This is a genomic window from Streptomyces sp. NPDC050535 (assembly GCF_044457665.1).
Taxonomy (GTDB): domain Bacteria; phylum Actinomycetota; class Actinomycetes; order Streptomycetales; family Streptomycetaceae; genus Streptomyces.
The window spans coordinates 200,830-224,302 of the sequence record NZ_JBITHE010000005.1 but is presented as its reverse complement, the minus strand read 5'-3'; the positions used below and the strand labels follow the sequence as shown (position 1 = coordinate 224,302).

The following is a 23,473-nucleotide window of genomic DNA, read 5'->3' as shown; positions in this document are numbered from 1 at the left end:
GTGAGGGGTCGTCGTCGTGCGGCTGCTCCAGGACCGGCAGAGCCGTGCCGGCGGACCGGCAGAGCCGTGCCGGCGCTCTCTTCTCCGCGCCGGATGCGCGGGCCGTTCACCGAACGGACGGACGACGAAGTCCCGGCTCCTCTGGGAGGGGCCGGGACTTGGCTGTCGTGCTGGGCGGAGTCAGTTCTCCGTGCGGGGCACTATCCGGAGTTGCCGCCGAAGAAACCGCCGCCGTTGTCTCCGCCGTTGTCGCCGCCGGTGCCGGCGGTCGTGAGGGTGATCGTCGTGTCACCGGGGTTGTCGACCTCGGTGTTGACCGGGTTCTGCTGGAGGACGATCGCGTTGTCGCCCTCGTCGCTGCCGTCGGCGAAGTCGATGTTGTTGAAGCCGGCCTGCTGGAGCGTCTGCTTCGCGACCGCCACGGTCTGGCCGATCACGCTGGGCACGGCCGTCTTCTCCTTGGGCTTGGCCTTGCCGATCTCGATCTGCACCTGGGATCCGGGGTCGACCTTCGACCCGGCCTGCGGTGTGGTCTTGATGACCTTGCCGACCTGGTTGGCGTCGTCGGTCTCCACCTCGGTGCAGTTGCCGACCAGGTTGCTGGACGTCATCTGCGCCTTGGCGGCGTCACAGGACTGGTTCAGGACGTCCGGAACCGTGGACTGCTTCTTCTCGACGGCGATGGTGAGGGTGACCGTGGATCCCTTCTCCACCTCCTTGCCGAGAATCGGGTCCTGCGACAGGACGGTGTCCGGGTCCTCCGTGGACTCCTGCGTCTTGGTCTTGACCTCGAGCTGGTAGTCGTCGCCTTCGAGGATCGTCTTGGCCTCGTCGAGGCTCTTGCCGACGACACTCGGCACCGCGACCTTCGGCGCTCCCGTCGAGACCACCAGGTTGACCGTGCTCTGCTTCTCGACCTCGGTGTCGGCGGCCGGGTCCTGCGAGCAGATGTTGCCCTTGGGCTGGTTCTCGCAGGGCTTCTCGGTGAAGGCCAGCTTCAGGTCGGAGTTGACGGCCAGTTTCTCCGCGTCCGCCTTGGTCTGGTCCACGAAGCGGGGTACGGAGACGTTCGTGTCGGCCGCGCTGTTGCCGCTGAACGCCCACTTGCCGATCAGGATCGCGCCGACGAGGACCAGGACGCCCGCCACGACGAGCAGGATCGTCGAGGTGTTCGTCTTTTTCTGGCGGCGGCGGTCGGGGCGGTCGTCGTAGCCGTAGCCGCCGTCGTCCGGGTTCGTCGGGGGGAGCATGGAGGTGGCGCCGGCGTCCGCGGAGCGCATGGCCGTGGTGGCCTGGTCTGCGCCGTAGCCGCCGTACCCGACGGAACCCATGGCCGCGGTGGCCGCGACGGGCTGGCCGTCGAGGCAGGCCTCGATGTCGGCGCGCATCTCGTCGGCGGACTGGTAGCGGTAGTCGGGGTCCTTGACGAGCGCCTTGAGCACGATCGCGTCCATCTCGGGCGTGATCTCGGGGTCGAAGACGCTCGGGGCCTGCGGTTCCTCACGCACGTGCTGGTAGGCGACCGCGACCGGGGAGTCGCCGATGAACGGCGGGCGGACGGTCAGCAGCTCGTACAGCAGGCAGCCCGCGGAGTACAGGTCGGAGCGGGCGTCGACCTGCTCGCCCTTCGCCTGCTCCGGCGAGAGGTACTGCGCGGTACCTATGACGGCGGATGTCTGCGTCATGGTCATGCCGGAGTCGCCCATGGCGCGGGCGATGCCGAAGTCCATGACCTTGACCTGGCCGTTGCGCGTGAGCATGACGTTGGCGGGCTTGATGTCGCGGTGGACGATGCCGGCACGGTGGGAGTACTCCAGGGCCTGGAGGATCCCGATGGTCATCTCCAGGGTGCGCTCGGGCAGCAGCCTGCGGCCCGAGTGCAGCAGCTCGCGCAGCGTGGACCCGTCGACGTACTCCATCACGATGTACGGGATGGACGTGCCGTCGATGTAGTCCTCACCCGTGTCGTACACGGCGACGATCGCGGGATGGTTGAGCGAGGCGGCCGACTGGGCCTCCCGGCGGAACCGGGCCTGGAACGACGGGTCGCGCGCGAGATCGGCTCGCAGCGTCTTCACCGCCACCGTGCGGCCGAGCCGGGTGTCATGCGCGAGGTATACCTCCGCCATGCCACCACGGCCGAGCACGTGGCCCAGCTCGTACCGGCCGCCGAGGCGACGCGGCTCTTCCATAGCTACCTACCAGCCCTCTCCGTCGGTCCCGACCGCACCGTTGTGTGGTCCGGCGGTGTGCTGTCCGGGCATACCGTACCCGGCTCGCCGTCTGTGACCTGGCCACAATCGTCACCCGATACAGGACCGGTATCCCAACGTGCACGGATGTGCATGAGACGTGACGGGGGTCACTTGGTGCTGTCGATGACTGCCTTCATCACATTCTTCGCGATGGGGGCCGCGAGGCCGCCACCAGAGATGTCGTCGCGGTTGGCGCTCTCGTCCTCGACCACCACGGCGACGGCGACCGGGGAGCTGCCGTCGCTGAGCTTGGCGTACGAGATGAACCAGGCGTACGGGTTCTCGCTGTTGTCGACGCCGTGCTGGGCGGTACCGGTCTTGCCGCCCACCGTGATGCCGTCCTCGTTGATCTGGGCGTTGGTGCCCGTGCCCTCCTTGACGACCGTCTCCATCATCGACTGAAGGATCTGGGCGTTCTCCGAGGACAGCGGCTCGCTCATCTTCTCGGGCTCGGTCTGCTCGATGACGTCGAGGCCGGGAGCCTGGAGCTTGTCGACCATGTACGGCTTCATGAGCGTGCCGTTGTTGGCGACGGCCGAGGCGACCATGGCCATCTGGAGCGGGGTCGTGGCGGTCTCGAACTGGCCGATCGAGCTGAGTGCGGTCTGCGGCTTGTCCATGTCGTCGGGGAAGACGGAGGCGCTGGAGCGGACCGGCGTGAACTGCTCGGAGTTGAAGCCGAACTTCTCGGCCTCCGCCACCATCTTGTCCTTGCCGAGGTCGGCGCCGATCTTGCCGAAGACGGTGTTGCAGGAGACGCGGAGCGCTTCGCGCATCGTCGCGTTCTTGCAGGGGATGTTCCCCTCGTTCTTCAGCTCGGTCGTGGTGTTCGGCAGGGTGTAGGGCAGCGGCGAGTCGGTCTTCTCCTCCGCGGACTTGTAGAGGCCGTTCTCCAGGGCCGCGGCCGCGGTGACCACCTTGAAGGTGGAGCCCGGCGGGTAGACCTCGCGCAGCGCCCGGTTGAGCATCGGCTCGTTGGGGTCGTTCTTCTTCTGGAGCGCGGTCCAGGCCTTGCCGTCGACGCTCGTGGAGTTGCCGGCGAACTTGGAGGGGTCGTACGAGGGGGTGGAGGCGAGGGCCAGGATCGCGCCGGTCTCGGGGTCGATCGCGGCGACGGCGCCCTTGCCCTGCTTGAGGAGCCCTTCGTACGCGGCCTTCTGTGCGGCGGCGTTGAGGGTGGTGACGACGTTGCCGCCCTGCTTGGCCTCGCCGGTGATCATGTCGAGGGTGTTGCGGAAGAAGAGCCGGTCGTCGTTGCCGGTGAGGATGCCGTCCTCGATGGACTCGAGCTGGGTGGCGCCGAAGGCCTGGGAGGCGTACCCGGTGACGGGTGCCCACATGGCGCCGTTCTTGTAGGTGCGCTTGTACTCGAAGTCGTTGAAGCTGTCGCCGCTGGTCTTGGTGGATCCGGTGATCGGGTTTCCGTCGACGATGATGTCGCCGCGCGGGGTGGCGTACCGCTCGATGGCGACGCGGCGGTTCTTCGGGTCGGCCCTCAGGGTGTCCGCCTGGACGTACTGGATCCAGTTGTCGCGGATGAGCAGGGCGAGGACGAGGAGTCCGCAGAAGATCGCGATCCGGCGAAGGGGCTTGTTCACGGGCGGACCACCTGGGTCATCTCGGCGTCGGGGTTGGGTGCGGGGGCCGGTGCCGGGCGGCGGGCGGTGTCGCTGATCCTGATCAGGATGCCGACGAGCGCCCAGTTGGCGATGACGGAGGATCCTCCGTACGCCAGGAACGGCATCGTCATGCCGGTCAGCGGGATCAGGCCCATGACGCCACCGGCGACGACGAAGACCTGGAGGGCGAAGGCACCGGAGAGGCCCACGGCGAGGAGCTTGCCGAACGGGTCGCGGGCGGCGAGGGAGGTGCGCACGCCACGCTCCACGATCAGGCCGTAGAGCACCAGGATCGCCATGATTCCGGCCAGGCCCAGTTCCTCGCCGAAGGTGGCGAGGATGAAGTCGGAGTTGGCGGCGAAGCCGATGAGGTCGGAGTTGCCCTGCCCGAGTCCGGTGCCGAGGGTGCCGCCGGAGCCGAAGGCCCAGAGAGCCTGCATGGACTGTTCGGTGTGGCCCACGACGCCCTGCTGGCTGAGCGTGTACTCCTTCATCGGGTCGAGCCAGGCCTGGACGCGCTGCTGGACGTGCGGTTCGAAGGTGGCGACGCTGACGGCGCCGGCCGCCGACATCAGCAGACCGAACACGATCCAGCTGGTCCGCTCGGTGGCGACGTACAGCATGATGATGAACATTCCGAAGAACAGCAGCGACGTACCGAGGTCGGTCTCGAAGACGAGGATCAGGATGGAGACGAACCAGACGACCAGGATCGGGCCGAGGTCACGGCCGCGCGGCAGGTAGAGACCCATGACGCGGCGGCTGGCCAGGGCCAGGGCGTCTCTCTTCACCATGAGGTAGCCGGCGAAGAAGATCGCCAGGACGATCTTCGCGAACTCACCCGGCTGGATGGTGAATCCGGCGATCGAGATCCAGATCCTGGCGCCGAAGACGTTCAGGCCCAGTCCGGGAACCAGCGGCAGCAGCAGCAGGATCAGGGCGCCGACCATGGAGATGTAGGTGTAGCGCTGCAGGACGCGGTGGTCCTTGAGGAAGATCAGTACGGCCACGAACAGGGCGACGCCCATGGCGGAGTACAGCAGTTGGCGAGGGGCCGCCTCGACGAACGTGCCGCTCGCCTGTAGCCGCTTCGACTGGTCCAGACGCCAGATGACGACCAGGCCGATGCCGTTGAGCAGCGTCGCCAGCGGCAGCAGCAGCGGGTCCGCGTACGGTGCGAACTTGCGTACGACGATGTGGCCGACACTGGCGAGCAGGCCGAGGCCGAGGCCGTAGCTCAGCAGACCCGGCGGCACCGAGCCGTTGATGGCGAGGCCCACGTTGGCGTAGGCGAACACCGGGATGGCGACGGCGAACGCCAGCAGTGCCAGCTCGGTGTTGCGCCGGCTCGGTGCGCCGATCGAGCCGATCGTGGACGTGTGGTGCGTCGGCGTGTTCGTACTGCTGCTCATGGTGTGACAGGGCCCCTCACGGCTGCTTACTGCTTACCGCACAGCGAGACCAGCTTCTGCTCCTCGTCGGAGAGGCTGGGGCCGGGTGTGGGAGTGGGTGCGGTCGTGGACTTGGACGAGGACGCCGAGGGGGTCGGCGTCGGTGTGGCCTTGGACGTCAGGGAGGTCTTTGTGGTTCCCGTGGTTCCGCCGGCCTCGCCCTCGCCGGTCTTGGCGTTCTTGTCGGCCTCGATGGCGCGGCGTTCGGATTCCTTCTTGCAGGCGGAGGCCTGCACGGCGAGCTCGTCGATCTTCGACTTGGCGTCGCTGAGGCCGCCTTCGGCGATGGTCGCCTCGATCTGCTTCTGCTGGTAGGGCGGCAGGTACTTGAGTTCGATCTCGGGGTGGTCCTTCTCGACCTTCGAGAGCGAGACCCAGGCCAGGTCCTGGCTGATGCCCTGGAACAGCGCGACGTGTTCGTCCTTGGCGCCGACGTAGTACTGCGTCTGGGTCCAGCGGTAGCCGCCGTAGAGGCCGGCGCCGATGACGCCGAGCGCGAGCACGATGAGGAAGGATCTCTTCAGCCACCTGCGCCGGGGGCGGGGCTTGACGAAGTCCTCGTCGGAGTAGCCGCCGAGGCCGTTGGTGTCGACGTAGCCGGTGGTGTCGCCGCTGCCGGGCGGGCCGAACTCGCCGCCGCCCTGTCCGGGCACCTGGCGGCCGAGGCTGGAGGCCCGGCCGGCGGGTGTCTGCATCGCGCCGTCGTCCTGGAGTTGGTGCTGATGCTGGTTCTCGGCGACGGCGCCCACGACGACCGGGGTGTCGGAGAGCTGGGCGGCGAGGGTGTCGCCGCCGTCGATGTCCAGGACGTCGGCGATGATGACCGTGATGTTGTCCGGGCCGCCGCCGCGCAGTGCGAGCTCGATGAGCTGCTGCACGGTTTCCTGCGGGCCCTGGTAGCTGGCGAGGGTGTCTTCCATCGTCTGGTGGGAGACGACGCCGGACAGTCCGTCGGAGCAGATCAGGTAGCGGTCGCCCGCGCGGACCTCGCGGATGGAGAGGTCGGGCTCGACGTGGTCGCCGCTGCCCAGCGCGCGCATGAGGAGCGACCTCTGCGGGTGGGTGGTGGCCTCTTCCTCGGTGATGCGTCCCTCGTCGACGAGGCGCTGCACCCAGGTGTGATCCTGGGTGATCTGGGTGAGTACGCCGTCTCGCAGCAGGTAGGCGCGGGAGTCGCCGACGTGGACGAGTCCGAGTCGCTGGCCGGTCCACAGGAGGGCGGTGAGGGTCGTCCCCATGCCTTCGAGCTGGGGGTCCTCCTCGACCATCATGCGGAGCTGGTCGTTGGCCCGCTGCACGGCGGTGCCGAGCGAGGTGAGGATGTCGGATCCGGGCACGTCGTCGTCGAGGGCGACGATCGTGGAGATCACCTCGGAGCTGGCGACCTCACCGGCGGCCTGGCCGCCCATCCCGTCGGCGATCGCGAGAAGGCGGGGACCGGCGTAGCCGGAGTCCTCGTTCCCTTCTCGGATCATGCCTTTGTGCGATCCGGCGGCGAAGCGCAGTGACAGACTCATGCGCACCTCGCCCGTCGGCTCCGGGTACATCCGCACGGTGCCCACCCTCCGGTCGGGAGCGCGCGGGCGTCCTTCGTCTGGACCGCCGCCGCGTGCTCGCTCCGCTCGCGCCTATTCATGATGTAGCACTACTTCCGCAGCTCGATGACGGTCTTGCCGATGCGGATCGGCGCGCCCAGCGGAATCGGTGTGGGGGTCGTCAGTCGGTTCCGGTCGAGGTACGTGCCGTTGGTGGATCCGAGGTCCTCGACGATCCACTGGCCGTCCCGGTCCGGGTAGATCCTGGCATGCCGGCTGGACGCGTAGTCGTCGTCCAGCACGATGGTGCTGTCGTGCGCGCGGCCCAGCGAGATGGTCTGCCCCTGCAGAGCGACCGTCGTGCCCGTGAGAGTGCCCTCCGAGACGACGAGCTTGGTGGGGGCGCCGCGCCGCTGGCGGCCGCCGCTGGGTGCCGCGGCCTGCTGGCGTTGCTGTGGTGGCGCGGCCTGGCGCGCTGCCGGCTGCTGCCTGTTGGCGTCCCGTCGCGACCCGCGCTGTGTGACACGCGTTCCGAACAGGTCGCTGCGGATGACCTGCACGGCCACGATCACGAACAGCCACAGAACAGCCAGGAAACCCAGCCGCATGACCGTGAGGGTCAGCTCTGACATTGCCCCCGCTTCACCCTTCGGCTTGCCGGTAAATGATGGTGGTGCTGCCCACGACAATCCGCGAGCCGTCGCGGAGCGTAGCGCGGGTGGTGTGCTGCCCGTCCACCACGATGCCGTTGGTGGACCCAAGATCCTGGACAGTTGAGGGCGTTCCGGTCCGGATCTCACAGTGCCGGCGCGAAACGCCGGGGTCGTCGATCCGCACGTCTGCTTCGGTGCTGCGGCCCAGCACCAGCGTCGGGCGGGAGATCTGATGGCGGGAGCCGTTGACCTCGATCCAGTGCCGTGTCCGGCCGCCGGGCTGGGCGCTCGGTGCCGCGGTGGGCCGCTGGCCCATGGGCGCGGGGGCCGGACGTCCGCCGGGCGGTGGGGCGGCGGGCATGGGCGGTGCGCCCGCGGGCTGGGCGGCGGGCGGATAGCCGTAACCGCCGGCCCGGCCCGGGGCCGGAGCCGCCGGGCCCGCTGGAGCGCGCTCCGGGGCCTGCTGGTTGGTCGAGGAGGCGAGCGTCCGGCTGCGCACCCGGTACAGACCGGTGTCGAGGTCGTCGGCCTTCTCCAGATGGACCTTGATGGGGCCCATGAACGCGTAGCGCTGCTGCTTCGCGTAGTCGCGCACCATGCCGGCGAGCTCGTCGCCGAGCTGCCCCGAGTAGGGGCTGAGGCGCTCGAAGTCCGGCGTGCTCAGCTCGACGATGAAGTCGTTGGGTACGACGGTCCGGTCGCGGTTCCAGATCGTGGCGTTGTTGTCGCACTCCCGCTGGAGTGCTCCGGCGATCTCCACGGGCTGGACCTCGGACTTGAACACCTTGGCGAAGGTGCCGTTGACCAGACCTTCGAGACGCTGCTCGAACTTCTTCAGGACTCCCATGGGGCACCTCCTCCTTCGTAGCCGTCCTGGTACAGCTTGCTGTCGTGGCGTTGTCGGTACTGCGGGTTCTGCTCGTCCTGCGGGTGTTGCCGGCCGTGCGGATCCTGCTCGTACCGCTGGTCGTGCTCGTACTGCTCACTGATCGTATCTACGCGCCGGGAAATCGGGTGGTTCCCCCTGTCGGCCCGGTCGACGGATGTCGACGGCTTCCGAAGTCCCTTCCCGAAGTTCCCTGCGATGTGCCTTTTCGAACTCCTGCGGGCACTGCTCCTGCGAAGGATCGTAGAGGCGGCCCGTGACCAGTGTCCCGCACCTGACTGTGCGGGCTGCCCTGCTCCTGGGTAGATGCCCAGGACCGGTACGAGGTTGATACGTGAACAGGTTCTGCTTGGTACCCAGGGCCGTCGCCGGGGAGGTGGCCTGGGCGGGAGTCCTGTTTCCGGAGGGGTGCCGGTGTGGTCCCGCGGGGGGCGTGTGCCCACCTCAAAGGGATGTGATTCCACCCCGATCAGCGTGCTAATCTTCTCGATGTCGGCAGGCGCTCGCACCACTGGTGGGAGACGGACGACACACCGAATGCGCGAGTGGCGGAATGGCAGACGCGCTGGATTCAGGTTCCAGTGCCCGCAAGGGCGTGGGGGTTCAACTCCCCCCTCGCGCACACAGGGAGCACCGGCAAAGTGCTCTGGTTTGTACTGAGGGAACGGGCGGCATCGTGATCACGATGCCGCCCGTTCTCGTTGTGTCCGGACGTGTGAACGCGGGCTGCCGACGGTTGTGAGCCGTCGGCAGCCCGCGTTGTGCGTGGTTCGTTGTGTGCTGTTTGTTGTCCGGTTTCTGTTGTCGATCTTCGGCTGTCCGGGCCGCGGTGAGGCCCGGTGGCCGGCCGGAGTGTGTGAGGAACGTCTCAGGGCTCGGGGCGGCTACGCGGCCAGGCGCTCGGCGAGTTCCTTGGCCTTGGTGGCCGCGTCGTCGAGGGCCTTCGTGCGGGAGGCCTCGAAGAGCGGGATCAGCTCGGACATCGCCGGGTTGTGCGGCGCCGCCGTGAGCTCGGGGACGATGAAGTCGAGGTCCAGGGCGAGGCTGTCGCGCAGGATGGCCTCGAGGTAGTTCTGCACGTACTCGTAGCCCTCGCGCGGGCTCCCGGGTCCGTAGGAGCCGCCGCGGCTGGCGACCACGGTGACCGGGGTGCCCTTGATCTTCGAGTCCTCGGTCGCCGCGGTGCGGCCCATGAGGATGACGCTGTCCAGCCACGCCTTGAGGGTCGAGGGGATCGCGAAGTTGTACATCGGGGCGCCGATCAGGATCGCGTCCGCCCGCTCGAGCTCCTCGATGAGAACCACGCGCGCGGCGAACGCGGCGGCCTGCTCGGGGGTGTGCGCGTCCGGGGCGGCGAAACCCGCGGAGTGGGCGGCGGCGGTGATGTGCGGCACCGGGTTCGCGGCGAGGTCGCGGTAGATCACCGTGCCTTCCGGGTGCTGCTCCTCCCAGGCCTTGCGGAACGCGTCCGTCACTGCGCGGGAGGCTGAGGCGGGGCCCGGGAACACGGACGAGTCGATGTGGAGAAGGGTGGCCATGGAGATCTCCAAAGGGAGTGGGGGGTGGGGTGGTCAGCAGGGAAGCCGCGCTCGGGGCTCCAGGACCGGCACCTCAAGAGGGCTTCTCTTTCGTACTGGACTATAGATAACACAGCTACTTACTTTTTTTCATCCCCTTGCGTGAGCACCGTACCCTGAAGGCATGCCAGAACTGGGAAGCCACGAGGACGCAGGGCCGTGCCGGCAGGTCGATGACGGCATGACCCGGGTTTTCCAGTTGCTCGGAAAGCGCTGGACGGGCCTGGTCGTGTCCGTCCTGGTGCAGCGGCCGGTTCACTTCGCCGAGCTGCGCAGGGCGATCCCCGGCATCAGCGAACGCATGCTCTCCGACCGCCTCACCGAACTCGGCGTGGCCGGACTCGTCGTGCGCGAGGTCGACGAAGGCCCCCCGCTGCGGGTCTCGTACCGGCTCACGGAGGCGGGAGCCGCACTGGAACCCGCTCTCAAGGAACTGGGGTCCTGGGCGGAGTCGCATCTGCCGGAGGGCGGCGGGTGTCCCAGGTGACGTGACCCGGGGCCACTGCCTTCCTGCCCGCCTTCCCGTTTCGTGCCTCGGCGTTTCGTGCCTCGGCGTTTCGTGCCTCGGCGTTTGGCGCCTCCCGTACCGCCTTGGTGTCCCGCCCTGGTGTCTCTGCCTTGTGTGTCTCCGCGAGCCCGCGGGGTTTTCCACAGGCTTCGTAGTTGTCCACAGGCTCTGACGCCTCTCAGCGACCGGCTGTACGGTCGTCGCAAGTTGATGTTCATGCACGGGGGAGGCGGTCGGAATGACCGAGCTCGGTACAGAAGTTCTGGCGCGCGAAGCGGACGAAGCGGCCCGGGCGCAGGAAGCGGCCCCGGAGCGGGAAGCCCGGCAGACACAGCCGAGGCAGACGTCCAGGGCCCGCGCCGTACGCGGCTTCGCGGCGTGGCCCGTGCAGGGTTCGCCGAAGGAAGAGGGCAAAGCCCTGCGCGGACGCGTGCCGCGCACCACGCACGCCGAGTTCACGGCGGACCCCGGCCGGCCCGATGCCGTCGGCGCGGTGGAGGAGTCCAACCGCGGCCGCATCCCCGGACTCACCCCGATACGGGTCGGCAGGATGGCGGCCACGCCCTTCGCCTTCCTGCGCGGTTCGGCCGGCCTCATGGCGTACGACCTCGCGCGCACCCCCATGACCGGGATCAGCGCCCAGATCTGCGGTGACGCCCACGCGGCGAACTTCGGCCTCTACGGAGACGCGCGCGGCGGACTCGTCATCGACCTGAACGACTTCGACGAGACGGTGCACGGCCCCTGGGAGTGGGACCTCAAACGCCTCGCCACCTCACTCGTCCTCGCAGGCCGCGAAGCCGGCGCCGACGAGGACACCTGCCGCAGAGCGGCACACGACACGGTCGGCTCCTACCGGCGCACCCTGAGACTCCTCGCGAAGCTCCCGGCACTGGACGCCTGGAACGCCATCGCGGACGAGGAACTCGTCTCGCACACCGACGCCCACGATCTGCTCGGCACACTGGAGCGGGTCTCCGAGAAGGCGCGGGGCAACACCAGCGGGCGGTTCGCGGCCAAGTCGACGGAAGCCGTGGAAGGCGGGGGGCGGCGCTTCGTGGACGCGTCGCCGGTGCTGCGCCGCGTACCCGACGAGGAGGCCGCCGTCGTCGCCTCGTCGCTGGAGGAATACCTCACGACCCTGTCGGAGGACCGCCTCCCCCTCCTGGCCCGCTACGCCGTGCACGACGTCGCCTTCCGAGTCGTCGGCACCGGAAGTGTCGGTACGCGGTCCTACGTCGTCCTGCTCCTGGACCACCGCGGCGAACCCCTCGTCCTCCAGGTGAAGGAGGTCCGTGCCTCGGCGCTGCTCCCGCATCTGGCCACGGCCGGCCACGCGATACCGGACGTGCCGCACGAGGGCCGCCGTGTCGTCATCGGCCAGAAGCGCATGCAGGTCGTCAGCGACATCCTGCTCGGCTGGACCTCGGTCGACGGACTCCCCTTCCAGGTACGCCAGTTCCGCAACCGCAAGGGCAGCGTGGACCCCGCCGCCCTCGCCGCCGACCAGATCGACGACTACGCCCGCATGACCGGCGCCCTCCTGGCCCGCGCCCACTCCCACAGCGCCGACCCCCGCCTCGTCGCCGGGTACTGCGGCAAGAGCGAGGAACTGGACGAGGCCATCGCGTCGTTCGCCGTGGCATACGCGGACCGCACCGAGGCGGACCACGCGGAGCTGGTGGGCGCGGTGCGGGCGGGGCGGATTGGGGCTGAGTTGGGGGTTTGAGGGGTGGGGTGAGGTAGGTGCAGGGCGGGGGGCGGGGGAGGGCGGGGGGAGGGGAGAGGCCCCCAGGCAGTGGTCCCGAGTGCCTCCGACGCCCTGTGGCCTACGCTGGTCGGGTGACGACGCCGGAAGCCGAGCAGAGCCAGTCCGAGCCCACCGACGAGGGGGCCCGGGACCAGCCCGGTGCCCTGGGGAGTGAGGCGGACGGTTCCGCCGTGGCGGATTCCCACGAGGCGGAGCCTGAGGGCGGGCCATCCTCCTCTGCAGAGCCGGTGGGCGAGCCGTTGCGGCCGGCCGGCACCGAGGGCGAGGCGTCCACGCAGCCTGAAGGCGACTCGACCCACCGGAGCGGCACTGAGGGTGAGACTTCCTCGCAGGCGGGGTCCGAAGCCGGTCCCGCGGAGGAGACGCTCCACAGTGCTGGTGCTGGTGCTGGTGCTGGTGCTGGTGCTGAGGCCGGGGCTGAGGGCGGGACGTCCGCGCAGGTGGAGGCCGACACCGCGGCGCGGCCCGAGGCGCGGTTGGAGCGGGCTGTTCGGGCGGCCGAGCAGGCGTTGATCGAGTTCGAGATCGCCGTGGAGACGTTCCGGGTCGAGGTCGACAACTTCTCGCGGCTGCACCACCAGAAGCTCGGACCGATGTACTCCCGGCTCGACGAGCTGGACGCACAGATCGCGGAGGCCCGGGCGGCGCGCACCGGGGATCCGGAGGACGTACGCAAGGCGGACGAGGCGCGGGCGCGGGTCATGCCGATGCCGGGTGTCGAGGAGCTGTTCCACGGCTGGATGGACTCCGAGGGACTGTTCCCGGAGGCCGTCGCGATGCTCACGGACCAGCCCGTGCGGCCCCCGCAGCGGGTGCGGCCCAGTGACGAGGCCCGCCAGCTGTACCGCGAACTGGTCCGCAAGGCCCATCCCGATCTGGCGCAGGACGAGGACGAGCGCAAGCGGCGCGACGAGTTCATCACCCGGGTCAACGCCGCGTACGCCCGGGGCGACGAGGCGCTGCTGCGGGAGCTCTCCGCGGAGTGGGCCGCGGGTCCCGTGCCCGAGGAGTGGAAGCCGAGCCGCAGCGAGGAGCTCTACGCCCGCCTCGAGTGGCTCTCCCAGCGCAAGGAGATGCTTGCCTTCGTGGCCCGTGAGCTGGAGGAGAGCGCCATCGGCGCGATGCTCAAGCTGGCGCCGGAGGATCCCGACCGCCTCCTGGAGGAGATCGCCGAACAGTTGCTGACCCAGGTCGGTGAGCGCGAGACGGAGCTGGCCGAGTTGGCGGGCGGCACCGCTCCCTGAAGCCGGCCGGTCCGGATCCGTGCCGTCGGCGGGCGGTTTCCCGCCGGGGATCGGACTGTCGGTGGGGTCGGGTAGCGTCGGCGGCATGAGTTTCGGAGCTGGTGTGCCCACGGTCGTGGTCGGGGATCTCGCGGACGGAGACTTCCTGCTGGACGTCCGGGAGGACGACGAGTGGAAGGCGGGTCACGCCGACAAGGCGTTGCACATCCCGATGAGTGAATTCGTCGCGCGCTACGGCGAGTTGACCGAGGCTGCGCCGCAGGACGGCAAGGTGCACGTGATCTGCCGCTCCGGCGGACGTTCGGCGCAGGTCACCATGTATCTGGCCCAGCAGGGCATCGACGCGGTGAATGTCGACGGCGGCATGCAGGCGTGGGCAGCCACCGGCCGGCCGGTCGTGGACGACGAGGGCCTGCCGGGTTTCGTGCTGTAAGGCGCCTCACCCGCACTTGGAGGGCTGCTGTCCGAGCCGTGGCGGGCGGTTCAGCCCAGTGGATGGGCCGCCAGCAGGTCTCCCAGCGCCTCCTCGTGCGCGGCCGCCGGACCGAGGGACAGCTCCAACTGTTTGGCCCAGGCGTGGTAGCGGTGCAGCGGATAGTCGGTGTCGGCGCCGAACCCCCCGTGCAGATGCTGCGCGGTCTGCACGACCCGTCGTACCCCTTCCGAGGCCCAGATCTTGGCGACGGCCACGTCCCCGGATGCCGGCAGCGCGCCTGACGCTCCGGTGCTGATCCGCCATGCGGCCTGCCAGAGCGTCACTTCCATCGCGCGCAGGTCGATGTAGCGGTCTGCGGCCTGCACGGCGACCGCCTGGAAGGTGGCGACCGGGAAGCCGAACTGCTCCCGCTTGCTGGTGTATTCGCTCGTCATCACGAGCACGCCCTCCCCGAGGCCGAGCGCCAGCGCGCACGTGCCGGTGACCAGCAGTTCGCGCAGCCACTCCCATGCGCCGTCCGCCTCGATGACATCCCGGGCGGCGATCCGCACGGACTCCAGGCGCAGCTCACCGAGTCGCTCGCCGGTGGTGGAGACCTGTTCGGCGAGTACGGCTCCTTCGTGGCCGCGGGGTACGAGGGCGAGGACGGTCCGGTCGGCGGTGTGTGCGGGTACGAGGGTGAAGTCGGCGTTCTGCGCCCAGGGAACGGCGGTCTGTGTCCCGTCCAGGATCCACGCGTCACCGTCCTGCCGTGCGGTCACGGCGAGTTCGGCCGGGTCATGGCCGCTGCGGCCGTTCGCGGCGACCGTCAGGACCAGCTCGCCCCGGCCCGCTCGCGTGAGCAGCCGCGCCTTCAACTCCTCTCCGCCGTACCGCTGCACGGTCACCGCTGCCGCGCCGCTCTCGAGCAGGGGCACTCGGGCGAGCACTCTCGCCGACTCCCGCAGTACCAGGCAGAGCGCGACGGGGTCGAGGCCTGCCCCGCCGTACTCCGTGTCGAGGAGCAGGCTCAACAGGTCCGCGTCGGCGAGCTTCGCCCACAGTGCCCGGTCGAAGTCCTCGGCCACGGCGCCCGGGGTGAGCGCGGGGCTGGGCACCCCGTCCGGTGCGACTCCGGCGAACACGGCCTTGGCCGCCTCGACCGCCGCCTGGTGTTCCTCGGTGAAGGTGAAGTCCACTGTCCCGTCCTCCCACGCACCGGCCGGTCGATCAGGCGGACGCCTGATCTGACGGAGCGTCAAGATAGAACAGGTTCTATGAGAAGGGAACGGTCGGCGGTGACGTGCGTCGGCGGTGGTGTATGTCAGGTGTGACGAACGTCGGTCGTGATCTGTGCCGACCGCGGTCCTCGTCCCGCACACGCGAGCTTCCGACCGACCGTTCGGTTTGCCTGATTCGATGGTGGGACGAGTCGCCGTAAGGTGTCAACCGCTGTGGATGACCTCGTGGCCACTGATGTGGCCGCTGTGGCTCCTGGGGCTGTGCCGGGCGATCTGGTCTGAGTACCGTTCCCGTGCGAACGCCGCAGTGCGGGGCCCGCGGGCGCTACGACCACGCCGCGCGGCCTCTGCGGCCGGCAGCGGGACCGAAATCGGGGATAGGGGCGGAATGGACGCGTACGACGAGGGCTCGAACGGCCGGCACGGGCCGGACGCGCCCGACGGGCCCGCGCCGGGCAGGCGCGGCGATCCCGGCGCACCGGACGCGTCAAACGCCGCCGACGCACGCGAACGCCCCGACGCACGCGAGAACTCCGGCGCACACGAGAGTTCCAGCGCACGCGAGAACTCCGGCGCACACGAGAGTTCCAGCGCACGCGAGAACTCCAGCAGGCACGGGAACCCCGGCGTACCCGACCTCCCCATCGCACCCGACGAGCCCACCGCACCCGACGAGTCCAGCGCGCCTGAACCGTCCAGTGCCCCTGAACTGTCCAACGCCGCTGACGCGTCGAGCGTGCCCACCGCGCCCGCCCCGTCCGAGGGACCTGCCGACCGGCTGCCCCCCACCGCGGAAGGCTCGCCGCCCGCTCCCACGGGCATAGCCAACCTCTCCCTCGGCTACCAGGTCACCGCCGCCTTCGCCATGGCGATCGTCGCGGTCGCCGCCTGTGTCCACCTGGGCATGGTGTTCCTGCATCTCGCGCCCTCGAACACCGTCTCCAAGCAGAACGGCCGCGCGATCGAGGAGTGGATCTACCCCGAGTTCGAGCAGAACTGGAAGCTCTTCGCGCCGAACCCCTTGCAGCAGAACATCGCGGTCCAGGTCCGTGCCCAGGTCCGTACGCCGGACGGCACCAGCCGTGAGACCGGCTGGTACGACCTGTCCGCGCTCGACGGAGCGGCCATCGACGGCAATCTGCTGCCGAGCCACACCGACCAGAACGAACTGCGCCGGTCCTGGGACTTCTTCGTGAATTCGCACGACGGCGAGAACCGGCCCACGGGTATGCGCGGCGACCTCTCCGAACGGTATCTGCGCCGGGTCGTGGTGCTGCGATTGGACCGGTTGGAGGCGGGCGGCAAGGAAGCGCTCGTCGAAAAGGTCCAGGTCCGTTCCCGTACGACCAATGTGACGCCCCCCAAGTGGAGCGAGGAGCAGGTGGCCGGCAAACCCGTGCTCCGCGAACTGCCCTGGTGGCCGGTCTCCGAGAGTGACCGGCAGCAGGAGACGACGGAGGCGAGCGCCCGATGAACTCCTTCGCCCTGTCGCTCGCGCGCGGCATCACCAAGGTCACCGAGGCGGCGCTCGGCCCCTACCAGAGCGCCGTGATCCGTATCGGGTTCTCCGTGACCTGGCTGCTGTTCCTGCTGCGCGAGTTTCCGCACCGCCAGGAGATGTACGGGCCCGACGCGCCGTGGAGCTGGGACATCGCCCAGCAGCTCATCGCGAACAACCACGCCTTCACGGTCCTGATGTGGTCCGACAGCCAGGTCTGGTTCGAGATCGTCTACGTCCTCGCCGTGCTGTCGAGTCTGTCGCTGGTGCTGGGCTGGCGGACCCGCGCGGCGTCCGTGTTGTTCATGGTGGGTGTGCTCTCGCTGCAGAACCGCAGCGTGTTCATGGGGGACGGCGGCGACAACGTCATCCACCTGATGGCGATCTACCTGGTCTTCACGCGCTGCGGCCAGGTGTGGTCGCTGGACGCGCGGCGGGCGCGGCTCGGGAGGGAGGCACGCGCGCGTGGGGAGCGGGTGGGGCCCGACCGGGTCGGCCCGGCGCTGTGGGGAGTGCTGGGTCTCGCGCTGGCCGCGGCGACGCTCGCGGGGCGGCTCAGTGCCGGCTGGCTGATGGTCTTCTGGGGGCTGTGGGCGGTGCAGGCCCTGTGGTGGGTCGTCAACAGCCGCGTGCGCGGCGCCGAGCCCCGGATCCTGCTGGACATCGTCGCCAACCTCGTGCACAACGCGGCCCTGTTCGTGATCATGGCCGAGGCCTGTCTGATCTACGCGACCGCCGGCTGGTACAAGATCCAGGGTTCGCGCTGGCAGGACGGCACCGCGGTCTACTACCCGCTCCACCTGGACTACTTCTCGCCCTGGCCCGCCCTGTCCGACCTGCTGACCGGATACGGCACGATCGTGATGCTGGTGACGTACGGGACGGTCATCGCGCAGGTCGCCTTCCCCTTCACCCTCTTCAACCGGCGGGTGAAGAACGTCCTGCTGGTGGTCATGATCACCGAGCACGCGGTGATCGCCGTGGTGCTCGGCCTGCCGTTCTTCTCGCTGGCGATGATCGCCGCAGACGCGGTGTTCCTGCCGACGTCGTTCCTGCTGCTGCTCGGCGGATGGGTCGCACGCGCGCGTGGAGGGCTGTTCTCGGGCGGCGACGGGCCTGTGGTGCCCAGTCAGCGTGAGCAGGAGCCGAGCGCTTCGGATCCGGCCGAGGCCACGCACGTAGGCTTCAAGGCATGAGCGACCCCGACAACGGGCGGGACAGCGACCCCGACAGCGGGCCCGGTCGGCCCGGCGCCACGGACCCCCGGGACGCCGTACGCGCCTGGCACCGGCTCGCCGACGGTTCCGTCCTGCTCGACGGCTTCCACGCCCTCAAGCACGCGCTGCGCTTCCGGGCGCGTATCCCGGTGGCCGTCACGACCGACCGGCGCGCGGCCCTCGCGCTGGCCGGGGAACTGGCCCCCGACGTACGGGAGGCCGTCGACCGGCTGCTGGTGGAGGTCCCGGAGGCGACGCTGAAGGCACTGGTGCCGCGCCCGCACCCCACCTCGGTGGCCGCGCTCGCCGTACGTCCGTCCCGGGCGGCCCATCTGGAGTCGCTGGCCCGCATGCCCCGCCGCACGCCCGTCGTGGTCCTCGACAACCCGCGCAACCTGGGCAACGCCGGGGCCGTGATCCGGCTCGCGGCGGGCTTCGGCGCGACCGGGGTGGTCACGACGGGTTCGCTCGACCCCTGGCATCCCACGGTCGTACGCGGCGGGGCGGGCCTGCACTTCGCGACCGCCGTGGAGCGGCTGACGGTGGCCGAACTGCCGCCGGGCCCGGTGTTCGCCCTCGACCCGGAGGGCGAGGACATCCGGGGGATCAAGCTCCCCGACGACGCTGTCCTCGCCTTCGGCTCCGAGCGCAGTGGCCTGTCCGCCGAACTCCGGGCCCGCACCGACCACTTGGTGTCCCTGCCGATGCGCCCCCAGGTCTCCAGCTACAACCTCGCGACCAGTGTGGCGATGACGCTGTTCCACTGGAGCGCGACCGGGGGCGCGACGGCCTAGGGGGTGTCGTTCGGATCCGAACGACACCCCCTAGGCGTCCCTGCGTACCTCCACGACGCGGAAGCGGTTGGCGACGAACGCTCCGTCGGACAGCGCCGCGTTGGCCGCCGGGTTGCCGCCCGAGCCGTGGAAGTCGGAGAACGCGGCCGTCTGGTTGACGTACACCCCGCCCGTGAGGTTCAGCGAGAGCTGGGCGCACTCCTCCAGGCAGACCTCCTGGACGGCCCGCTCGAACTCCCCGTTGGTCGTGTACGCGCCGACCGTCATCGCGCCCTTGTCGCGGACCGTGCGGCGCAGCAGGTCCACCGCGTCCGTGGCCGAGTCGACGGCCACGGCGAAGGAGACGGGGCCGAAGCACTCGCTCATGTAGGCGGCCTCGTCGTCCGTCCCCTCCCAGTATTTCCGCGCGCCGTCGAGCTTGACGATCACCGGCGTACGGACGACCGCTTCCGGGAACTCCGGATTGCTGATCTCCCTTGAGGGGAGGGCGACTTCGCCGAGGCCGGAGGCGGCTTCCAGGCGGTTCTTCACGTCGGGGTTCACGAGGGCTCCGAGGAGCGCGTTGGCGCGGGCGTCGTCGCCCAGGAGCCCGCCGACCGACTTGGCGAGGTCGGCGACCACCTCGTCGAAGGACTTCGAGCCGTCCTCCGTGGTGATGCCGTCGCGCGGGATCAGCAGGTTCTGCGGGGTGGTGCACATCTGGCCGCTGTAGAGGGACAGGGAGAAGGCGAGGTTGGACAGCATGCCCTTGTAGTCGTCCGTCGACTCCACGATCACCGTGTTGACGCCGGCCTTCTCCGTGTAGACCTGCGCCTGGCGGGCGTTGGTCTCCAGCCAGTCGCCGAACGCCGTCGAGCCCGTGTAGTCGATGATCCGGATCTCGGGCCGTACGGCGAGGGTCTTGGCGATGCCCTCCCCTGGGCGCTCCGCGGCGAGCGCGACCAGGTTCGGGTCGAAGCCGGTCCCGGCGAGTACCTGGCGGGCCACCTGGACGGTGAGCGCGAGGGGCAGCACCGCGCGCGGGTGGGGCTTCACGAGTACGGCGTTGCCGGTGGCGAGGGAGGCGAACAGGCCCGGATAGCCGTTCCACGTCGGGAAGGTGTTGCAGCCGACAAGGAGGGCGGTGCCGCGCGGCACCGGCGTGAACTCCTTGGTCATGGTGAGCGGGTCCCGCTTGCCCTGGGGCTTGGCCCACTGAGCGCTGTCCGGGGTGCGGACCTGCTCCGCGTACGCGTACGCCACCGCTTCCAGGCCGCGGTCCTGGGCGTGCGGGCCGCCCGCCTGGAACGCCATCATGAAGGCCTGGCCGCTGGTGTGCATGACAGCGTGGGCGAACTCGTGGGTGCGGTCGCTGATCCGCTTGAGGATCTCCAGACAGACCGCGGCACGCGCCTCCGCGCCCGCGTCGCGCCAGGCACGCTGACCGGCGCGCATGGCGGGCAGCAGCACGTCGACGTCCGCGTGCGGGTAGGTGACACCCAGCTCGATGCCGTACGGCGAGACCTCGCCGCCCACCCAGTCGTCGGTGCCGGGCTGGCCGAGGTCGAGACGGGTGCCCAGGAGGGCGTCGAAGGCGGCCTTGCCCTCCGCCATGCCCAGGCTGCCGTTCTCGCCGTACGCCTTGGGGTGTTCGGGGTGGGGGGACCAGTACGCGCGCGTGCCGATCGCTTCCAGCGTCCGGTCGAGGGTGGGCCGGTGCTGGGCGATCAGCTGGTGCGTGGTGAGTTCGGCGGCCATCAAGGACCAACTCCTCGTCTCAAGAACACTTCGTGAGCTCATGACCTGGGCAGGAACAGGCGCAGAAACAGGCGGACAGAGTTAGAGTAACCGAACGATCGGTCGGGACAAGGGGGTCCGCCGCATCTGTGGAAAACCCTGTGCGGGAGGATCGCGAGCATGACAGCACTCGACCTCAGTAGCCCTGTGGCCGTCGTCGGCACCGGCACCATGGGCCAGGGCATCGCCCAGGTCGCGCTGGTCGCGGGCCACCTGGTGAGGCTCCACGACGCCGTGCCGGGGCGGGCCGACGCGGCGGCCGCGGCCATCGGCGCGCGCCTGGACCGGCTGGTCGAGAAGGACCGGCTCAGCGGCGCGGCCCGGGACGCCGCGCGTGCTCGGCTGCGCCCGGCGAAGGCCCTCACCGACCTCGCCGACTGCGTGCTCGTCGTCGAGGCGGTGGCCGAGCGGCTCGAGGTGAAGCAGCAGTTGTTCCGCGATCTCGAGGACATCGTCGTCGACGACTGCCTGCTCGCCACCAACACCTCGTCCCTGTCCGTCACGGCCATCGGCGGCGCCCTGCGCAACCCCGGCCGGCTCGTCGGACTGCACTTCTTCAATCCGGCGCCGCTGCTGCCCCTGGTGGAGGTCGTCTCCGGGTACGCCAGTGACTTCTCGTCGGCCACGCGCGCGTACGAGCTGGCGCGTTCCTGGGGGAAGTCCCCGGTGGCCTGCGCCGACACCCCCGGTTTCATCGTCAACCGCATCGCGCGGCCCTTCTACGCCGAGGCCTTCGCGGTGTTCGAGTCCCAGGCCGCGGACCCGGCCACCATCGACGCGGTCCTGCGCGAATCCGGCGGGTTCCGGATGGGCGCCTTCGAACTGACCGACCTCATCGGGCAGGACGTCAACGAGTCCGTCACGCACTCCGTGTGGCAGGCCTTCTTCCAGGACGTGCGGTTCACGCCCTCGCTCGCCCAGCGCCGGCTCGTCGAGTCGGGCCGGCACGGCCGCAAGACGGGGCACGGCTGGTACGAGTACGGGGAGGGCGCCGACCGGCCCGAGCCGCATACCGCGGAACAGGCGCAGCCGCCCGCCCACGTCGTCGTGGAGGGCGACCTGGGCCCCGCGGCCGAGCTCGTCGCGCTGATCCGCGAGGCGGGCATCCAGGTCCGCGAGGACGAGGAGGACCACGGCACGCGGCTGATGCTGCCCAGCGGCGGTCAGTTGGTCCTCGCCGACGGCCAGACCTCGGTCGAGTTCCGTGACGTCGTCTACTTCGACCTGGCGCTCGACTACCGCAAGGCGACCCGGATCGCCCTGTCGGCCTGCCAGGACACCGCTGCCCAGACCCTCGCGGAGGCCATCGGTCTCTTCCAGGCGCTGGGCAAGGACGTCAGCGTCATCGGCGACGCCCCGGGCATGATCGTGGCCCGGACCGTGGCCCGGATCGTCGACCTGGCGCACGACGCCGTCGCCAAGGGAGTGGCCACCGAGGAGGACATCGACACCGCGATGCGTCTCGGCGTCAACTACCCCCTGGGCCCCTTCGAATGGAGCCGCAGGCTCGGTAGGACCTGGGCCCACGACCTCCTGGAGGAGCTGCATCTGCGCGAACCCTCCGGCCGTTACGCGCCCTCGCTCGCGCTGTACCGCCACGGACACACCGCCGACAAGCGGGAGGGCACCTCATGACCACGGCCAAGCGGGACACGTACACCCCGGAGACCCTGCTCTCCGTCGCCGTCCAGGTCTTCATCGAGCGTGGCTACGACGGCACCTCCATGGAGCACCTCTCCAAGGCGGCGGGTATCTCCAAGTCGTCGATATACCACCACGTCTCCGGCAAGGAGGAGCTGCTGCGCAGGGCCGTCAGCCGGGCCCTGGACGGCCTCTTCGGGATCCTCGACGAGGAGCACGCGCGCGTGGGGCGTGCCGTGGAGCGCCTGGAGTACGTCGTGCGGCGCATGGTCGAGGTGCTGACCGCCGAACTGCCGTACGTGACGCTGCTGCTGCGGGTGCGGGGCAACACGGCCACCGAGCGCTGGGCCCTGGAGCGGCGCCGCGACTTCGACCACCGGGTGGCCGAGCTGCTGAAGGCGGCGGCCGCGGACGGGGACGTACGCGGTGACGTGGAGGTCCGGCTCGCGACCCGGCTGGTCTTCGGGATGATCAACTCGGTCGTGGAGTGGTACCGGCCCGACGGGCGGGGCTCGAGCGAGCGGGAAGTGGCCGACGCGGTGGCCGTACTGGTCTTCGGCGGGCTGCGCAAGGAGTCCTGAACGCCTCGGACGCCAACGGGCCCTGCCCCGGCCGGTCACCGAGGAGTCCTGTAGGCCCCGGTCGGTTCGACGGGCGGGGCCTGAGCACACCGGTAGGCCGAGGCCCTGAATACCCCCGTCGGTCGCGACCGGAGCCCTGAGTGTCCCGGTGGCCGGGGGGTTCAGCCCTGCGGTTCCAGGTCCTCCTCCTCGAACACCAGCAGTGTCCGGGTGCTGAGCACCTCCGGGATGGCCTGGAGGCGGGTGAGGACCAGTTCGCGCAGTGCCTTGTTGTCCGGGGTGTGCACCAGGAGAAGGACGTCGAAATCGCCGCCCACCAGGGCGATGTGGGATGCCCCGGGGAGCACTCTCAGCTGCTCGCGGACCGTGCGCCAGGAGTTCTGCACGATCTTCAGGGTGACGTACGCCGAGGTGCCCTGCCCGGCGCGTTCGTGGTCCACGCGCGCCCCGAAGCCGCGGATCACGCCGTCCTCGATGAGGCGGTTGATACGTGCGTAGGCGTTGGCCCGCGACACGTGGACGCGTTCGGCCACGGACCGTATCGAGGCGCGGCCGTCCGCCTGGAGCATCTGGAGGATGTCCTGGTCTATGGCGTCGAGGGGGCGGGCCGGCGGCAGCGCGGGGACGGCCTCCGGCGGCTCGGCCATTTGTTCAGGTGCCATGTCCCCCCGCCTCCCTACCATGGACGTACTGCGTCCATTCCAGGATGTGCAGAACCGTTTGTCCACAGGTTGACGGTGCCTGTAGCCAAAATGTGTCGACGACCGAACAATCGGTAGGTGCGACGCGTCACACCCGTGACGCGTCTGAA

The 23,473-nt window shown here is 69.7% G+C and carries 19 protein-coding genes and 1 tRNA gene; 10 read left to right on the top strand and 10 right to left on the bottom strand.

Features of this window, described 5'->3' with window-relative positions:
- Positions 1-200: 200 nt before the first annotated feature.
- The 6 genes from pknB to ACIBLC_RS14105 form a co-directional block, all read right to left on the bottom strand.
- Complete coding sequence (gene pknB / locus ACIBLC_RS14130; RefSeq protein ID WP_399211169.1) at positions 201-2,192, bottom strand: Stk1 family PASTA domain-containing Ser/Thr kinase; 1,992 nt, start codon at positions 2,190-2,192, stop codon at positions 201-203.
- 170 nt (positions 2,193-2,362) lie between these two features.
- Positions 2,363-3,853 (bottom strand): peptidoglycan D,D-transpeptidase FtsI family protein, encoded by a 1,491-nt coding sequence (locus ACIBLC_RS14125; protein ID WP_399211168.1) that lies wholly within the window; start codon positions 3,851-3,853, stop codon positions 2,363-2,365.
- Positions 3,850-5,286, bottom strand: coding sequence for an FtsW/RodA/SpoVE family cell cycle protein (locus ACIBLC_RS14120; RefSeq protein WP_399211167.1), 1,437 nt, complete (start codon positions 5,284-5,286; stop codon positions 3,850-3,852). Before ACIBLC_RS14120 ends, ACIBLC_RS14125 begins: the two co-directional genes overlap by 4 nt.
- 26 nt (positions 5,287-5,312) lie before the next feature.
- Positions 5,313-6,842: a Stp1/IreP family PP2C-type Ser/Thr phosphatase gene (locus tag ACIBLC_RS14115; protein WP_399211166.1), complete on the bottom strand. Its 1,530-nt coding sequence runs from the start codon at positions 6,840-6,842 to the stop codon at positions 5,313-5,315.
- Positions 6,843-6,970: 128 nt separating this feature from the next.
- Positions 6,971-7,492 (bottom strand): FHA domain-containing protein, encoded by a 522-nt coding sequence (locus ACIBLC_RS14110; protein ID WP_383678850.1) that lies wholly within the window; start codon positions 7,490-7,492, stop codon positions 6,971-6,973.
- Between the two features lie 10 nt (positions 7,493-7,502).
- The gene (locus ACIBLC_RS14105) at positions 7,503-8,360 is read right to left on the bottom strand and encodes an FhaA domain-containing protein (protein WP_399211165.1); all 858 of its coding nucleotides are present in this window, start codon (positions 8,358-8,360) and stop codon (positions 7,503-7,505) included.
- A 578-nt stretch (positions 8,361-8,938) separates the two neighbouring features.
- Between ACIBLC_RS14105 and ACIBLC_RS14100 the strand changes: the two genes are divergently transcribed.
- Positions 8,939-9,021: transfer RNA gene (locus ACIBLC_RS14100), tRNA-Leu, on the top strand.
- Positions 9,022-9,283: 262 nt separating this feature from the next.
- Here ACIBLC_RS14100 and ACIBLC_RS14095 read toward each other — a convergent pair.
- Positions 9,284-9,937, bottom strand: a complete 654-nt coding sequence (locus ACIBLC_RS14095; RefSeq protein WP_399211164.1) for an FMN-dependent NADH-azoreductase — start codon at positions 9,935-9,937, stop codon at positions 9,284-9,286.
- A gap of 163 nt (positions 9,938-10,100) precedes the next feature.
- Between ACIBLC_RS14095 and ACIBLC_RS14090 the strand changes: the two genes are divergently transcribed.
- The 4 genes from ACIBLC_RS14090 to ACIBLC_RS14075 all read left to right on the top strand — a co-directional run bounded on the left by ACIBLC_RS14090 (position 10,101) and on the right by ACIBLC_RS14075 (position 13,932).
- Positions 10,101-10,463 carry a winged helix-turn-helix transcriptional regulator gene (locus tag ACIBLC_RS14090; RefSeq protein ID WP_399211163.1) on the top strand — a complete coding sequence of 121 codons (363 nt, stop codon included), beginning with the start codon at positions 10,101-10,103 and terminating at the stop codon, positions 10,461-10,463.
- A gap of 259 nt (positions 10,464-10,722) precedes the next feature.
- On the top strand, positions 10,723-12,213 hold the full coding sequence (locus ACIBLC_RS14085; protein ID WP_399211162.1) for a DUF2252 domain-containing protein: 1,491 nt from the start codon (positions 10,723-10,725) through the stop codon (positions 12,211-12,213).
- A gap of 482 nt (positions 12,214-12,695) precedes the next feature.
- The gene (locus ACIBLC_RS14080) at positions 12,696-13,499 is read left to right on the top strand and encodes a hypothetical protein (protein ID WP_399211419.1); all 804 of its coding nucleotides are present in this window, start codon (positions 12,696-12,698) and stop codon (positions 13,497-13,499) included.
- A gap of 103 nt (positions 13,500-13,602) precedes the next feature.
- Positions 13,603-13,932 (top strand): rhodanese-like domain-containing protein, encoded by a 330-nt coding sequence (locus tag ACIBLC_RS14075; protein WP_399211417.1) that lies wholly within the window; start codon positions 13,603-13,605, stop codon positions 13,930-13,932.
- Between the two features lie 50 nt (positions 13,933-13,982).
- On the opposite strand, the gene ACIBLC_RS14070 is transcribed toward ACIBLC_RS14075, so the two are convergent.
- On the bottom strand, positions 13,983-15,113 hold the full coding sequence (locus ACIBLC_RS14070; protein WP_399211161.1) for an acyl-CoA dehydrogenase family protein: 1,131 nt from the start codon (positions 15,111-15,113) through the stop codon (positions 13,983-13,985).
- Between the two features lie 430 nt (positions 15,114-15,543).
- Between ACIBLC_RS14070 and ACIBLC_RS14065 the strand changes: the two genes are divergently transcribed.
- The 3 genes from ACIBLC_RS14065 to ACIBLC_RS14055 are packed head-to-tail and all read left to right on the top strand — an operon-like array spanning position 15,544 to position 18,664.
- On the top strand, positions 15,544-16,629 hold the full coding sequence (locus ACIBLC_RS14065) for a DUF5819 family protein (protein ID WP_399211160.1): 1,086 nt from the start codon (positions 15,544-15,546) through the stop codon (positions 16,627-16,629).
- Entirely contained in the window at positions 16,626-17,849 is a 1,224-nt protein-coding gene (locus ACIBLC_RS14060) for an HTTM domain-containing protein (protein WP_399211159.1), read from the top strand. The genes ACIBLC_RS14065 and ACIBLC_RS14060 overlap by 4 nt, the downstream gene beginning before the upstream one ends.
- Positions 17,846-18,664 (top strand): TrmH family RNA methyltransferase, encoded by an 819-nt coding sequence (locus ACIBLC_RS14055; RefSeq protein ID WP_399211158.1) that lies wholly within the window; start codon positions 17,846-17,848, stop codon positions 18,662-18,664. The genes ACIBLC_RS14060 and ACIBLC_RS14055 overlap by 4 nt, the downstream gene beginning before the upstream one ends.
- A 30-nt stretch (positions 18,665-18,694) precedes the next feature.
- Here ACIBLC_RS14055 and paaN read toward each other — a convergent pair whose 3' ends face one another.
- Positions 18,695-20,401 carry a phenylacetic acid degradation protein PaaN gene (gene paaN / locus ACIBLC_RS14050; protein WP_399211157.1) on the bottom strand — a complete coding sequence of 569 codons (1,707 nt, stop codon included), beginning with the start codon at positions 20,399-20,401 and terminating at the stop codon, positions 18,695-18,697.
- A gap of 159 nt (positions 20,402-20,560) precedes the next feature.
- On the opposite strand from paaN, the gene ACIBLC_RS14045 reads away from it, so the two are divergent.
- Positions 20,561-22,075: a 3-hydroxyacyl-CoA dehydrogenase gene (locus ACIBLC_RS14045; RefSeq protein WP_399211156.1), complete on the top strand. Its 1,515-nt coding sequence runs from the start codon at positions 20,561-20,563 to the stop codon at positions 22,073-22,075.
- A complete protein-coding gene (locus ACIBLC_RS14040) occupies positions 22,072-22,662 on the top strand; it encodes a TetR/AcrR family transcriptional regulator (RefSeq protein WP_399211155.1) in 591 nt (196 codons plus the stop codon). Before ACIBLC_RS14045 ends, ACIBLC_RS14040 begins: the two co-directional genes overlap by 4 nt.
- 161 nt (positions 22,663-22,823) lie before the next feature.
- Here ACIBLC_RS14040 and ACIBLC_RS14035 read toward each other — a convergent pair whose 3' ends face one another.
- Positions 22,824-23,324: an Lrp/AsnC family transcriptional regulator gene (locus tag ACIBLC_RS14035; RefSeq protein WP_399211154.1), complete on the bottom strand. Its 501-nt coding sequence runs from the start codon at positions 23,322-23,324 to the stop codon at positions 22,824-22,826.
- Between the last annotated feature and the right edge of the window lie 149 nt (positions 23,325-23,473).